At 63.5% G+C, this 14,595-nt stretch carries 15 protein-coding genes; all 15 read left to right on the forward strand.

Features of this window, described 5'->3' with window-relative positions; translation table 11 throughout:
* Positions 1-23 precede the first annotated feature (23 nt).
* The 15 genes from P1P91_RS00925 (at position 24) to istB (ending at position 14,553) form a co-directional block, all read left to right on the forward strand.
* Positions 24-2,000, forward strand: a complete 1,977-nt coding sequence (locus P1P91_RS00925) for a PhoX family protein (protein ID WP_311883891.1) — start codon at positions 24-26, stop codon at positions 1,998-2,000.
* Positions 2,001-2,114: 114 nt separating this feature from the next.
* Positions 2,115-2,954, forward strand: coding sequence for a phosphonate ABC transporter ATP-binding protein (gene phnC / locus P1P91_RS00930; RefSeq protein ID WP_311883892.1), 840 nt, complete (start codon positions 2,115-2,117; stop codon positions 2,952-2,954).
* Positions 2,955-2,991: 37 nt separating this feature from the next.
* On the forward strand, positions 2,992-3,993 hold the full coding sequence (phnD, locus tag P1P91_RS00935) for a phosphonate ABC transporter substrate-binding protein (protein ID WP_311883893.1): 1,002 nt from the start codon (positions 2,992-2,994) through the stop codon (positions 3,991-3,993).
* 31 nt (positions 3,994-4,024) lie between these two features.
* Positions 4,025-4,810 (forward strand): phosphonate ABC transporter, permease protein PhnE, encoded by a 786-nt coding sequence (gene phnE / locus P1P91_RS00940; RefSeq protein WP_311883895.1) that lies wholly within the window; start codon positions 4,025-4,027, stop codon positions 4,808-4,810.
* Positions 4,811-4,844: 34 nt separating this feature from the next.
* Positions 4,845-5,276 carry a phosphonate C-P lyase system protein PhnG gene (gene phnG / locus P1P91_RS00945; RefSeq protein WP_311883896.1) on the forward strand — a complete coding sequence of 144 codons (432 nt, stop codon included), beginning with the start codon at positions 4,845-4,847 and terminating at the stop codon, positions 5,274-5,276.
* Between the two features lie 2 nt (positions 5,277-5,278).
* A complete protein-coding gene (gene phnH, locus P1P91_RS00950) occupies positions 5,279-5,890 on the forward strand; it encodes a phosphonate C-P lyase system protein PhnH (RefSeq protein WP_311883897.1) in 612 nt (203 codons plus the stop codon).
* A complete protein-coding gene (locus P1P91_RS00955; RefSeq protein ID WP_311883898.1) occupies positions 5,875-7,038 on the forward strand; it encodes a carbon-phosphorus lyase complex subunit PhnI in 1,164 nt (387 codons plus the stop codon). Before phnH ends, P1P91_RS00955 begins: the two co-directional genes overlap by 16 nt.
* Positions 7,025-7,858: an alpha-D-ribose 1-methylphosphonate 5-phosphate C-P-lyase PhnJ gene (locus P1P91_RS00960; protein ID WP_017428942.1), complete on the forward strand. Its 834-nt coding sequence runs from the start codon at positions 7,025-7,027 to the stop codon at positions 7,856-7,858. Before P1P91_RS00955 ends, P1P91_RS00960 begins: the two co-directional genes overlap by 14 nt.
* Before the next feature lie 38 nt (positions 7,859-7,896).
* Positions 7,897-8,730: a phosphonate C-P lyase system protein PhnK gene (gene phnK / locus P1P91_RS00965; protein ID WP_407650562.1), complete on the forward strand. Its 834-nt coding sequence runs from the start codon at positions 7,897-7,899 to the stop codon at positions 8,728-8,730.
* Positions 8,731-8,750: 20 nt separating this feature from the next.
* On the forward strand, positions 8,751-9,470 hold the full coding sequence (gene phnL, locus P1P91_RS00970; protein ID WP_017428940.1) for a phosphonate C-P lyase system protein PhnL: 720 nt from the start codon (positions 8,751-8,753) through the stop codon (positions 9,468-9,470).
* Entirely contained in the window at positions 9,470-10,612 is a 1,143-nt protein-coding gene (locus tag P1P91_RS00975) for an alpha-D-ribose 1-methylphosphonate 5-triphosphate diphosphatase (RefSeq protein WP_311883901.1), read from the forward strand. Before phnL ends, P1P91_RS00975 begins: the two co-directional genes overlap by 1 nt.
* A gap of 1 nt (position 10,613) precedes the next feature.
* Positions 10,614-11,156 (forward strand): ribose 1,5-bisphosphokinase, encoded by a 543-nt coding sequence (gene phnN, locus P1P91_RS00980; protein WP_017428938.1) that lies wholly within the window; start codon positions 10,614-10,616, stop codon positions 11,154-11,156.
* Positions 11,153-11,914 carry a phosphonate metabolism protein PhnP gene (phnP, locus tag P1P91_RS00985; RefSeq protein WP_017428937.1) on the forward strand — a complete coding sequence of 254 codons (762 nt, stop codon included), beginning with the start codon at positions 11,153-11,155 and terminating at the stop codon, positions 11,912-11,914. Before phnN ends, phnP begins: the two co-directional genes overlap by 4 nt.
* Before the next feature lie 388 nt (positions 11,915-12,302).
* Positions 12,303-13,826 carry an IS21 family transposase gene (istA, locus tag P1P91_RS00990; protein ID WP_311883904.1) on the forward strand — a complete coding sequence of 508 codons (1,524 nt, stop codon included), beginning with the start codon at positions 12,303-12,305 and terminating at the stop codon, positions 13,824-13,826.
* Entirely contained in the window at positions 13,813-14,553 is a 741-nt protein-coding gene (istB, locus tag P1P91_RS00995; protein WP_311883906.1) for an IS21-like element helper ATPase IstB, read from the forward strand. The genes istA and istB overlap by 14 nt, the downstream gene beginning before the upstream one ends.
* Positions 14,554-14,595 lie beyond the last annotated feature (42 nt).

Below are 14,595 nucleotides of genomic sequence, written 5' to 3' on the forward strand. Positions count from 1 at the left end.
ACACCGATACGAGGAAGAGTCCCATGGTTTTCAATCGTCGCGCGTATTTCGAAGAGGCCGAGAACATTCCCAGCAACCCCGCGGTGAGCGCCCCGATCGGCGAGATCATCGAACGCCGCTATTCGCGCCGCGGCTTTCTCAAGGCAACCGGCACCTCCGGGCTCGGGGTGGCCGCGATCGGCGCCATGAACCCGCTTGCCGCGGCCATCGCCGCCGAAAGCGGTAGCCTCGACCGTTTCGCCTTCGACGAGATCGTCCATGGCGTCGACACCACCCACCATGTGGCCGAGGGTCATGACGCCGAGGTGCTGATCCGCTGGGGCGACCCGCTGTTTGCCGATGCCCCTGAGTTGGACCCGTTGAACCAGAGCGCCGATGCCCAGGAGCGGCAGTTCGGCTACAACAATGACTATGTGGGCTTCGTGCCGCTCGACGGCAACCCGGATCACGGCCTGCTGGTGGTCAACCATGAATATACCAACGAAGAACTGATGTTCCCGGGCCTGCCGGGACCCCTCGATGAGCATGACTTCACCGGCCTGACCCGCGAGATGGTCGAGATCGAGCAGGCCGCCCATGGCCTGTCGGTGGTCGAGGTCCAGCGCCGGGGTGGTAAGTGGCAGTATCTCAAGGACAGCCGCTACAACCGTCGCATCACGCCGCGCTCCACCGAGATGGCGATCAGCGGCCCCGCCGCCGGGGATGCGCTGCTGAAGACCAGCGCCGACCCGTCCGGCAAGAAGGTCATCGGCACCCTCAACAACTGCGCCGGGGGCACCACCCCCTGGGGTACGGTGCTGTCCTGCGAAGAGAACATTCACTACTACTTCATGGGCGACCCCGCCGGCCACCCGAACGCGGCGCTGCTCGAGCGCTACGGCATCCCGGCCATGGGCTATGCCTGGGGCCGCTACGACGACCGCTTCGACATCGCCAAGGAGCCCTTTGAATCCAACCGTTTCGGCTGGGTGGTCGAGATCGACCCGCGGGACCCGACCTCAATGCCGATCAAGCGCACCGCCCTGGGCCGCTTCAAGCACGAAGCCGCAGCCAACGTGGTCTCCGGGGACGGCAGGCTGGTGGTCTACATGGGCGACGACCAGCGCTTCGACTACCTCTACAAGTTCGTCACCCGCGATCCGGTCGATACGGCCAGCCCCGCCAACAACCGTGATCTCCTGGATCACGGTACTCTCTACGTGGCACGCTTCAATGCCGATGGCGGCGTCACCTGGCTGCCGCTGGTCCACGGTCAGGGGCCGCTGACCGCGGAGAACGGCTTCGCCAGCCAGGCCGAGGTGCTGATCAAGGCGCGGCTGGCCGGCGACGCCCTGGGCGCCACGCCAATGGATCGCCCGGAAGACGTCGAGGCCAACCCCGAGACCGGTCGCGTCTATGTGATGTTGACCAACAACACCGAGCGCACCGCGGGCCAGGTGGATGCCGCCAACCCCCGCGCCGACAATACCTTCGGGCATATCGTCGAGGTCGTCACCGAGGGCGGCGATCACACTGCCAGCCGTGACCGCTGGGAGATCCTGGTCAAGTGCGGCGATCCATCCCGCGCCGAGGTGGGCGCCCTGTGGAACCCGGCCACCAGCGAGAACGGCTGGTTCGCCGCGCCGGACAACTGTGCCATCGACCATCGCGGTCGATTGTGGGTGGCCACCGACCAGGGCAGCAACTGGGCGACGACCGGCACCGCCGACGGCGTCTGGGCCCTGGAGACTCAGGGCGAGCGGCGCGGCACCGGCAAGATGTTCTTCCGCGTACCGCTGGGCGCCGAGATGTGCGGCCCCTGCTTCAGCCCGGACGACGGCGCGCTGTTCGTCGCCGTGCAGCACCCGGCCGCCGACGGTACCGAGGCCTATGCAGGCCGCAAGGGACGCCCCTCCACCTTCGAGGACCCGGCAACCCGTTGGCCGGACTTCCAGGACGGCATGCCACCACGCCCGTCGCTGGTGGTCATCACCCGTCGGGGCGGTGGCGCCATCGGCTGAGGCGCGAGTCAGCCACTCGCGAACCCCATAGAATTGTCACTCAACCGTCATCGATTGGACCTCGAAGCTTAATATTTCTACGCGACACTAGCGCCGACTACTAAAGGAGGCGTTATGTCGCTCACCACCATCGCAGTTGAACAACTCAGCAAGACGTTCGGTCGCACCACCGTGTTGCAGGATGTCGATTTCGAAATCGATGCCGGCGACATGGTGGCGCTGATCGGCCCCTCCGGTTCCGGCAAATCTACCCTGCTTCGATTGATGGTAGGTCTGACCCGGGCCAATCGCGAACAGCGTAGCCGCGTCACCATCATGGACCGTGCCGTTCAGCAGCGCGGCAAGCTGACACGCTGCTCGCGCGCCGAGCGCTGTCGCGTCGGCTATATCTTTCAGCAGTACAATCTGGTCGGGCGACTCAGTGTCCTGACCAATGTACTGATCGGACATCTTGGTAGTATGCCCCGCGGGCGCGCCCTGCTGGGACGCTTCAATCGACAGGAACGCTTGCGGGCGCTCGAGGCACTGTCCCGGGTCGGGCTGGAAAGCCTGGCCGGCCAACGCGCCAACACCCTCTCCGGCGGCCAGATGCAGCGCGTCGCCATCGCGCGAGCGCTGGTACAGGACGCCGACATTATCCTCGCCGACGAACCCATCGCCTCGCTGGATCCGCGCAGCGCCCGCGAGGTGATGAAGATCCTCCAGCGTATCAACGAGGAAGACGGTCGCACCGTTCTCGTCACCCTGCATCAGGTCGAATACGCCCGAGAATTCTGCCGCCGTGCCATCGCCTTGAAGCAGGGCCGGCTTTACTACGATGACTCGATTCAGCACCTCACCGATGCACGCCTGCAGGCGCTCTACGACGACGAAGGACTGTGCGAACTCTTCGATCGTCGACCACAGCAGCCGGACACCATCACCCAGCCCGCCGCCGCGGGTGCGGCCCTCTAACCCTGGATTCACACACCTCACATTCAAGGAGTACGACATGCTGACTCTTCCCCTGCGTCGACTGGCGCTATCACTGATTATCGGCCTGGGCGTCACAAGCGGTCCGGCCGCCGCCGAGGAGCCCTTGAAGTTCGGCATCATTTCCACCGAGTCCAGCCAGAATATGGCGCCGCTGTGGAAGCCATTCCTGGCGGACCTGTCCGAAGAGGTGGGCGTCGAGGTCGAGCCCTTCTTCGCCACTGACTACGCGGCGGTTATTCAGGCGATGCGTTTCGACAAGATCGATCTGGCCTGGTATGGCAACAAGTCAGCCATGGAGGCGGTCGATCGCGCCGGCGGCGAGATCTTCGCCCAGACGGTTCCCGACAATGGCAAGGCCGGCTATTACAGCTTGCTGCTGGTCAGCCAGGATAGCCCTTATGACAGTGTCGATGAGGTCCTCGCCAATGCTTCTGACCTGATCTTCGGCAACGGTGATCCCAACTCCACCTCGGGCTTTCTGGTGCCGGGCTACTACGTCTTCGCCCAGAACGGCGTGGATCCTTCCAAGGCCTTCAGGCGCACCCTCAACTCCAATCACGAGACCAATGCCCTGGCGGTCGCCAATGGCCAGGTGGATGTGGCGACCAACAACACCGAAAGCATGGATCGCCTCGAACAAAGCCATCCGGGCAAGGCCGAGCAAATCAAGAGTATCTGGAAATCGCCACTGATCCCTTCCGACCCCTTGGTATGGCGCAAGGAGCTGTCGGAGAAGACGAAGGCCAAGCTCAAGGAGTTCTTCTTCAACTACGGCGACACCCAGGAAGAGAGGGCCATTCTGGCGGGTTTGCAATGGTCGGGGCTCAAACCCTCGGACAACGATCAGCTGCTGCCGATTCGTCAGCTCGAACTTTTCAAGCAGCGCTCCCAGGTCGCCAACGATGTCTCGCAGGATGAACAGCAAAAAAAGCAGCGCCTGGCAGAGCTGGATAAACGCCTGGAAGAACTGAACCGGCGCATCGAGAAGCAGAATGCCTCCAGCGTAGCCGCTCAGTGAGCCTTGGTTCTATTCAAAGAGGTTGATGAACATGCAGAGCTCATCGCTACCCCTCGCTTCACATAAGCGCCGTTGGCTCAAACTGCTGGGTTGGGGGGCGACCCTGGGGGCGCTGACCTGGGCCTGGCAGGGGGCTGAGATGCAGCCCGGCCTTCTGGTCAAGAATACCGACAACATGGTTCAGCTGGCCGGCGACTTCTTTCCGCTGCGCTTCGGCAATCTCAAGCACTACATTGCCCAGATGCTGGTGACCATCCAGATCGCCATCTGGGGCACGTTGCTGGCGGTGGTCTTTGCCATCCCTTGTAGCCTCTTGTCCTCTGAAAACCTGGTGTCCTGGTGGGTCTATCAGCCCATGCGCCGGCTGATGGACGCCTGCCGCGCTATCAACGAACTGGTCTTCGCCATGCTTTTCGTCGTCGCGGTGGGGCTGGGTCCCTTCGCCGGCACCCTGGCGCTGTTTATCCATACTACCGGGGTGCTGGCCAAGCTGTTCTCGGAGGCCGTAGAGGCCACCGAAGCCGGTCCCATGGAAGGCGTTCGCGTCACCGGCGCCGGGCGCATCGAGGAAATCATCTTCGGCCTGATCCCCCAGGTATTGCCCCTGTGGATCTCGGTCAGCCTGTATCGCTTCGAGTCGAACATTCGCTCGGCGACGGTGCTGGGCATGGTCGGCGCCGGCGGTATCGGTGTGTCGCTTTGGGAAACCATGCGTGGTTTCCAGTACTCGGAAACCGCCACCATCATGCTGGTCATCATTATCGCGGTAACGCTGCTCGACATGGCCTCCCAGCGCGTGCGCAAGCGCTTCATCTGATGCCTTTACCACTGCAAATCCTAATGAGGTTGTCATGACTCGATCCTATCGTCAGCGCGTGCTTGCCCTGACGCCCTGCCACCACCTCGAATCGCGTTGGGCAGCGCTCGATATTCACGAACATCACCGCTGCGTGCGTGGCCCGGAAACCGGCATGGCCATGGTCAGAGGCCGTATGGGCGGTACCGGCAGCGCCTTCAACCTCGGCGAGGTCACCATGACCCGCGCCAGTGTGGCCCTCGATGACGGCACTCTGGGTCATGGCTGGGTGCGCGGTCGCGATCGGCGCCACGCGGAATTGATCGCCCTGGTCGATGCCTGCACCCAGCAAGCCGGGCTTGTTAGACGCATCGACGATGAACTGATCGCCCCGTTGCACGACGCGCTAACCACCCGGGATGTACAGGCCTCGCGCACCGCCGCGGCCACCCGGGTCGATTTCTTCACCCTGGTAAGAGGAGAATGACCATGCTCTGGCCCGCTTTCAACGATCCCGTTCACGATAGCCAGCGCCTGTTCCGGCAGCTCCTCCAGGCCATGGCGGAGCCCGGCACCCTCGAGATGCTCAGGGCGCCGGAGCCTCCCCGAGAGGCGTCGATTGGCCCGGCACTATGGGGCGTCTTGCTGACACTCTGCGATCTCGACACGCCGCTGTGGATCGCCGGCGAGCTCGATTCCCCGTCGCTGCGTGAGGCGCTGCGCTTTCATACCGGCTGCCCTGTCACCGAGGATAGCGCCGCCGCGGAGTTTGCCCTGCTCACCTCCGGAACCCTGGCTCGCGAAATCGAGTTCGCTACCGGTAGCGACGCCTATCCGAATCGCGGCGCCACGCTGCTGATCGCTATCGACCACCTCGAGGCACCGGGCCCGTGGCAGCTCTCCGGCCCCGGTATTGCCGATCGGCGCCACCTGGATATCGGTGACGCGGATGATCTGATGACGCGACTCAACGCCAATCGCACGAGTTTTCCGCGCGGGATAGACGTCATTCTCACCTGCAATGACCGGCTCGTCGCCATTCCCCGCAGCACCCGCGTCGAACGCACTAATCAGGAGGTTCGTCCATGTATGTCGCCGTGAAAGGTGGCGAGCAGGCCATCGCCAACGCGCACCGCTTGCTTGCCGATCGCCGTCGGGGCGAACGCGATCAGGCCGAGCTTGACGTCGCCCAGATCGCGGGGCAGCTGCGGCTCTCGGTGGACCGGGTGATGAGCGAAGCCTCGCTCTACGATCCGGAGCTGGCGGCCTTGGCCCTCAAACAGGCCAGCGGCGATCTGATCGAAGCAGTGTTCCTGCTGCGCGCCTATCGCACCACCCTCCCGCGCCTGGCAGTGAGCAAGCCTCTGGATACCGGCAACATGCGCATCGAGCGCCGTATCAGCGCCACCTACAAGGACATTCCCGGCGGTCAGATCCTGGGGCCGACCTACGACTACACCCATCGTCTACTGGATTTCCTGCAGTTGGCCAAGGGCGAGGTGCCTACCCCGGCCAAGGCCGAAGAAGCGCTGGAGGCCTGCCCGCAAATCCTCGACCTGCTCAATGACGAGGGGCTGATCGAGCAGGAACGGGACGACGGCAGCGAACCCTACGATATCACCCGGGACCCGCCGGATTTTCCCGTCGATCGCGCCACTCGGTTACAGATGTTGGCCCGCGGCGACGAGGGCTATCTGCTGTCGCTCGGCTACTCCACCCAGCGCGGCTACGGGCGCAACCACCCCTTTGCCGGCGAGATTCGCCTCGGCCAGGTGGATATCGAAATCCATGTCGAGGAATGGGACGAGGTCATCTGCATCGGTGAGCTCGCGCTAAGCGAATGCCAGATGGTCAATCAGTTCGGCGGCAGTCGCGAGGCCGCGCCGCAGTTCACGAGGGGGTACGGCTTGGCCTTCGGCCACAACGAGCGCAAGACCATGGCCATGGCGCTGGTCGATCGCGCCCTGCGCGCCGAGGAGCTTGGCGAATCTGTCACAAGCCCGGCGCAACAGGCTGAGTTCGTGCTGGCGCACGCCGACAACGTCGAATCCTCGGGCTTTGTTTCGCACCTCAAACTGCCTCACTACGTCGATTTCCAGTCCGAGCTGGAACTGCTGCGCCGCCTGCGCAAGGCGCACGAGGCGCAACGCAGTCGCGCGGGCGATCCGCAGCAGAAAAGGGAAAACGTCAGCGAGGAAGCCAAGGCGACCGAGCGCGCATCGAAAGGAGTACACCATGAACGGCTATAACTTCGCCTATCTCGATGAACAGACCAAGCGCATGATCCGCCGCGCGCTACTCAAGGCCGTAGCGATCCCCGGCTATCAGGTACCCTTCGGCGGGCGCGAGATGCCGATGCCCTACGGCTGGGGTACTGGCGGCATGCAGCTTACCGCCAGCATCCTGGGCGCCGACGACGTGCTCAAGGTCATCGACCAGGGCGCCGACGACACCACCAACGCGGTGAGCATCCGCGCCTTCTTCGAGCGCGTCGCCGGGGTCGAGACGACCACCGCTACCGCGGCGGCGGATGTCATCCAGACCCGCCATCGTATTCCCGAAACGCCCCTCGAGCCCGGACAGATCCTGGTCTTTCAGGTGCCGATCCCGGAGCCGCTGCGCTTCATCGAGCCAAGCGAACAGGAGACGCGATTGATGCACGCGCTGGAAGAGTACGGCGTGATGCACGTCAAGCTCTATGAGGACATCGCGCGCTACGGACATATCGCCACCACCTACGCCTATCCGGTCAAGGTCGACGGTCGCTATGTGACCGACCCCTCGCCCATCCCCAAGTTCGACAACCCCAAGCTGCACATGAGTGATGCCCTGATGCTGTTCGGTGCCGGTCGCGAGAAGCGTCTGTATGCCATCCCCCCGCACACCCGGGTGGAGAGCCTCGACTTCGAGGACCATCCCTTCGAGATCCAAGCCTGGGACGAGCACTGCGCGCTATGCGGCTCGGACCATAGCTTCCTCGATGAAGTGATCACCGACGACGTGGGCAGCCGCATGTTCGTCTGCTCGGATACCGACTACTGCCTGTTGCGGCGTGGGGAGGTTGCATGACGCGCTCCGTTCTAGAAAGCCCCGTCGGGGAGAAGCCTGTGTTGGATAAGCCCGTACTGGAGAGACCCGACCTGGATAGCCCTGCGTTGCTGGACGTGGAGAGCATCACCCGCCTTTATGGTCCGGGCAAGGGCTGCGAGGCGATCGATTTTCGTCTGCATGCCGGCGAGGTGCTGGGCATCGTCGGCGAGTCCGGGTCCGGCAAATCGACCCTGCTGCGCGTACTCGCCGGCCTGGAAGCCCCGGACGCCGGCCGGGTGACCTACTATCCGCTCGACCGAAGCCTCAGTGATCATAGCCGTGAAGGCGAACTCGATCTCTATGGCATCGGCGACGCTCGCCGCCGCGCCCTGTTGCGCCTGGAGTGGGGGCTGGTGCATCAGAACCCACGGGATGGCCTGCGCATGGGCGTCTCCGCCGGTGCCAATATCGGTGAACGCCTGATGGCCCTAGGGGATCGTCACTACGGTCAGCTGCGCGCCGCCGGCTGCGACTGGATGCGTCAGGTGGAGCTCGATGCCGAACGCATTGACGATGCGCCTCAGACCTTCTCCGGCGGCATGCAGCAGCGCCTGCAGATCGCTCGCACCCTGGTCACCCGGCCACGCTTGGTGTTCATGGACGAGCCCACCGGGGGGCTGGACGTCTCCGTGCAGGCGCGCCTGCTCGACATGCTGCGTACCCTGGTGCGTCAGCTTGGGCTCTCCGTGGTGCTGGTCACTCACGACCTGGCCGTGGCGCGGCTGCTCTCGCATCGTTTGCTGGTGATGCGTCAGGGCCGCGTGGTGGAAGCCGGTTTGACCGATCAAATCCTCGACGATCCACAGCACGCCTATTCCCAACTGCTGGTGTCGTCGGTGCTGACGCCATGAGCGACTCAAGGAGCCAAGCGATGAAGGCATTACTCACCATCGAGAAGCTGCACAAGGATTTCGTCCTGCACGGTCAGGGCGGTATTGCCATCAAGGTGATGCACGATCTTTCCCTTGAGCTGCACCGCGGCGAATGTCTGGTACTGGCGGGGCGTAGTGGCATCGGCAAGAGCACCCTGCTCAAGATGCTCCACGGCAACTATCTCGCCGAGCGCGGCAGTATCCGCATCCACTTCGACGACGGCCTGCTGGAGTTGACCGATTTGCCGACTCATGCCTGGCACCGAGTGCGCCGGGATGTAGTCGGCTACGTCAGCCAGTTCCTTCGCGTTGTACCGCGGGTTTCCGCTCGGGAGGTAGTGATGGAGCCGCTGCTGGCCCGGGGTGCCTACGCCCAGGACGCCCGCCAGCGCGCCGAAACGCTGCTCGCCCGCCTCAATCTGCCCGAGCGCCTGTGGTCGCTGCCGCCGGGCACCTTTTCCGGGGGCGAGCAGCAGCGCGTGAACATCGCCGAGGGCTTCATCGGTGAGCACCCGCTGCTGCTGCTCGACGAACCCACTGCCTCTCTGGATGCCACCAACCGCGACGTCGTGGTTGAGATGATCAGTGAGGCCAAGGCCCGAGGCTGCGCCCTGCTCGGCATCTGCCACGACGAGGATGTACGCAGCCGAGTGGCGGATCGCTTGCTGCCGCTGGACGAGCATCTGATGGCCCGCACCTCTTCTCAGGAGACATTTTGATGAACGAACAGATTCTTACCCGGGCCAGGCTGGTGCTCGACGATGAGGTGGTCTGGGGCACGCTGGTGATACGCAACGGCAGGATCCGCGAGATCGATCTTGCGCCGTGTCGGCTCTCCACCGCCATCGACTGCGAAGGCGACTATCTGCTGCCCGGGCTGGTTGAGCTGCACACCGACAACGCGGAGAAGTATTTCCAGCCCCGGCCCAAGGTGGCCTGGCCTCGGCGCCAGGCCGCCCTGGCCCACGATAGCCAGATGGCCGCCAGCGGCATCACCACGGTATTCGATGCGCTCTCGATTGGCGATGTGGATGAGCAGAGCATGCGTCACGACTCCTTGAAGGCCATGCACGACGCCATCGTCGGGATTCAGCAGGAAGGTTTGGCACGGGTGGATCATCGTATTCACCTGCGCTGCGAGGTCAGCCATCCAGATACCCTGAGCAACTTCCGCGCCCTGGCGGATTCGCCGCTGCTCGGCCTGGTATCGCTGATGGATCACGCCCCGGGGCAGCGCCAGTTCGTCAGTCTCGAAGCGTATCGCGCCTATTATCAGGGCAAGTATGAGCTGAGCGACGCGGATATGGAGATCTATCTCGAACGCCAGCTGGCCAACAGTGCGCGCTACAGCAACACGTATCGCCGCACCATTTCGGCGGAGGCCAGGACTCTCGGCCTGGCTCTGGCCAGCCACGATGATGCCACCCTCGAGCATGTCGCCGAAAGCCACGAGTACGGCATGCGCATCGCCGAGTTCCCGACCACGCGGGAGGCCGCCGAGGCCTCGCATCGTAACGGCATGGCGGTGATGATGGGCGCTCCCAACGTGGTCCGCGGCGGCTCGCACTCCGGCAACATCGCCGCCACCGAGATGATTGGACTCGGGGTGCTGGATATTCTCTCATCGGATTATTATCCCGCCGCGCTACTCGATGCCGTGTTCAAGTCCGCGCAGATCGAACAAGGCTATTCGCTGCCCAGGGCGGTAGCCAGCGCCGCGCGACAACCGGCACAAGCGGTGGGTCTGACCGATCGCGGTCGTCTCGCTCAGGGACTGCGCGCGGATCTATTGCGCGTACAGACGGTCGACGACCATCCGATCCTGAAACGGGCGTGGTGCGCTGGAAGGCAGGTGCATTGATATGGCGCGTCTCGTTTACCTCATGGGTGCCAGTGGCGTGGGCAAGGACAGCCTGCTGAGCGCCATTCGTCAATGCCACCCCGAACTGCTGGTGGCGCACCGCTATATTACGCGCTGGAGCGGGCATCATGAAAACTGCGTGAGCCTATCCGCGCAAGAGTTCACCGAACGCCGTCACGCCGGCCTGTTCTGTCTCGATTGGCAGGCACACGGTCTTGAGTATGGCATCGGGATCGAGGTGGAGCACTGGCTAAAGCGTGATCATACGGTCATCGTCAATGGTAGTCGACGCGCCTTCGCTCGCGCGCGTGAGCGTTTCGGTGAGCAGTTGCTTCCGATATTGGTTACGGCGGAACCACAGGTATTGCGTCAGCGTTTGATTCAGCGTGGCCGTGAGACGCACTTCGAGATCGAACGACGCCTGGCGCAGCATCAGCGTCTGGAAGCGGAGCTAGTAGATGTCGAGCGCCTCAACAATAACAAGGCGCTGCACCACAGCGTGGCGGCATTGCAGAGATTGCTCAATACCGAGTGCATCTCATGAAATTTCGCTTTACCGGTACCGGCGACAGTGTCCAGGTGCCCTGTTTCGGCTGCCATTGCCTGGCCTGTGAACGCGCCCGGCTGATGAGCCGTTATCGACGCGGCCCTTGCAGTGCCAAGATCTATAGCAGCGGTGAGAGCTACCTGCTCGACGCTGGGCGCATGGACCTGGCCGATAGCTGCGAACGCGAACGCCCCGCCGGCGTGCTGCTCACGCACTATCATGCGGATCATGTGCAGGGGCTGTTGCATCTACGCTGGGGAGTGGGTGAATCGATACCGATCTACGGTCCCAGAGATGCCGAGGGCTGTGCGGATCTCTTCAAACATCCCGGCATTCTCGATTTTAGACCCGGACTCGAGCCGTTTCGGCCCTTGGTATTAGGGGACATGAACGTCATTCCTGTGCCGCTCAATCACAGCAGGCCCACACTGGGCTACTGTATTGCCGACTCGATGAGCCGACTTGCCTATCTGACCGATACTGTTGGGCTGCCCGGCAGCACCGAACATTTTTTACGCCAATGGCAGCCGGATATCGTCATTCTTGATGCCACCCATCCGGCCAGTCATACGATGCCGCGTAACCATAATAATATCACTATGGCCCTCGACATTCTCGAGCGTCTGAACCCTTCCCAAGGCTGGTTGACGCACCTGAGCCACGACGTCGATGCTGAGGTGCTGACTACCTATTTATCATTGCCAGCGAACGTGTCACTGGCTTGGGATGGACTCGAAATTGAGTTACCCGATTAGCAATATCGTCTGCTCGGCTCCAGCCGCTTGTCGCCGGGGAAGCCGACCTGGCGGCGCCGGTAGAGGTCTGGCGCGGTAAGGTGCGCAAGCAGGTAGGCGATATGGCGCGCGATGCGCATCGAGGGCCTTCACGCGCTCTTGATGCGTCTGGGCAATCTGGATGGCTGCCACGTCCTGGCGCAGGTGCTTATGTACAGTGTTGCGGGGAAATCCCCGGCTGTTGGTTGATGGATCGGATCGATACTCCCTGCCCGTTGTTAATGGCCAAGTAAAATGACCCACTACTGGCCAACGCTTTTGACCCACCCCCGAGGTGGCAGCGCTGCCACCATCCACCTACCGTGTCCGCTCAGCCAGCGGCCGGGACGATGCAGTGAAGGAGTGGGTCATGATTCATAAGATCAAAGGGTTACACGATGACGGACAGGGCCTGTCGATCCGAGCCATTGGCCAGGAGCTGGGCATCTCCCGCAACACCGTCCGCAAGTACCTCCGCCAGGACGTGGCCACCATTGAGGCGGCGCAGTCGAACCGAGAGCGTGAGAAGACGCTCGATGCGCATCGCGTCTACATCATTTACCTGCTGCGCACCTTCCCGCGGCTGAGCAGCGTCAAGGTCGCTCGCAAGCTGCGTGAGAAGGTTGGTGAACTGGTGGTCTCCGAGCGCACCCTGCGCCGCTACGTCCAGCAGGTGAAGAGCACCGTGGCCAGCCGGCAGCGGCGCTACTACGAGCCGGTGCTCGACATGGTGCCCGGCGTGCAGTGCCAGGTGGATCCGGGCGAGCTGCGCGAGGTGATGATCGGCGGCGAGCCGCGCCCCCTGTACTTCGTGGTGTTCGTGCTCTCCTACTCACGCCTGACCTACATCGGCGTCAGCTTGTCACCACTCGACACCGCCACTTTCATCCGCCTGCACGACGAGGCCTTCCGCTACTTCGGTGGCTTGCCTGAGGAGTGCGTCTACGACCAGACCAAGATGGTGGTGATCAGCGAGCAGTTCCGCGAGTTGGAGGTGAATCAGCGCTTCCACGAGTACGCCACCACCGCCGGCTTTCGCATCCACGCCTGCTGCGGCTACGACCCGGAGAGCAAGGGCAAGGTCGAGGCCGGAGTGAAGTACGCCAAGCAGGATGCCTTCTATGGCGAGTCCTTCCGGGACGAGGCGGATTTACGAGGCCATGTGCGGCAGTGGCTCGACGAGGTTGCCAACGTGCGTACCCACGGCACCACCGGCCAGCAACCGATGGCTCTCTGCGACGCCGAAGAGCGGCACCATCTGCGTCCCTATCTGACCCCGGCCTGCGTGGGCCGCGAGGCCGACGGCCTGGCCCCGCGCCGGGTCGACAAGACCGGGCTGATCGCCTGGAAGGCGAACAAGTACTCGGTGCCCATGGCCTACCAGCAGGGCCGCGTCGGGGTGCAGGAAATGGAAGATCGCCTGTCGATCCATGACCTGGAGAGCGGCGAGATGATCGCCACCCACACCCTTCACCTGGGCAAGGGGCACACCTCGCGCAACGAGGCGCATTACCGCGATCATCGCCAGCAGGAGGCAGAGTTGGAGCAGGCCATCACCCGCTGCCTTGGCGCGTCGCTGGGCGAGCCGCTCTGCGCGCGCCTTCGCGCCACCATGCCACGCCACTACAAGGATCAGCTGCGCGCGGCCAAGCAGCTGCTGGAAGGCGAGACCGAGCTGGACCTGGCGCTAATCGGTGACTGGGTTACCCGGGAGCGTCTCACCGCCGGTGGCCTCAAGGAGCGGCTGGCGGCCGCTCGGCTGGCCAAGGCGCGGGGCCGGGATCGCGACGACGATGCCTCGGCCAGCCCGCACACGCCGCCCCCGGACCTGAGTCAGTATGCCCGACTTGGCCGCTCCAGCGGCCACCAGGGGGTGACCCATGGGACAGCTTGAACTGACCGCCGGGCGCTACCGCAGCCTGCGCCTGGGGGCCATCGCCGGGGAGCTCACCGAGCTGCTGGCTCGGGCCGAGGCCAACGAGGTCTCCTACCTGGCCTTCGCCGACATGCTGGTCGAGCACGAACGCCAGACCCGCGAGGCCAAGCGCATCGACCTCTACCGGCGCCAGGCCGGCTTCCCCAGCGACAAGCGGCTGGAGGGCTTCGACTACCGGCACCAGACCACCATCACCAAGCGCCAGGTCAACGCCCTGCTCGACTTCGCCTTCCTCGACAACCGCGAGAATCTGGTGTTTATCGGCCCGCCGGGCGTGGGCAAGACCCATTTGGCCATCGGCATCGGCCAGAAGGCCATCGAAGCCGGCTACCGGGTGCTGTTCCGCAACGCCCTGGACCTGGTCGAGGAGTTGGAGATCGCCGAGATGAAGGGCGAACTGAAGAAGACGCTCCATAAGCTCGCCAAGGTCGACGCCCTGGTAATCGACGAGCTGGGGTATTTACCAATGAGTCGACAGGCGCGCTATGCGCTGTTCCAGCTGATCAACCGCTTCTACGAGCACCGTTCGCTGATCATCACCACCAACAAGGACTTCACCAGCTGGGGGGAGTTCTTCCACGACGACAACGTGGCGGTGCCGATCGTCGATCGGATCATCCACCACTCGCACCTCTACCTGCTCGGCGGGGAGAGCTACCGGCTGAAGCAGAAGACGCTCAGCTGACGGTCATGGGTGGGTCAATTTTGTTGACCGTTAGCCCGGATT

The organism is Halomonas piscis (assembly GCF_031886125.1).
Taxonomy (GTDB): domain Bacteria; phylum Pseudomonadota; class Gammaproteobacteria; order Pseudomonadales; family Halomonadaceae; genus Vreelandella; species Vreelandella piscis.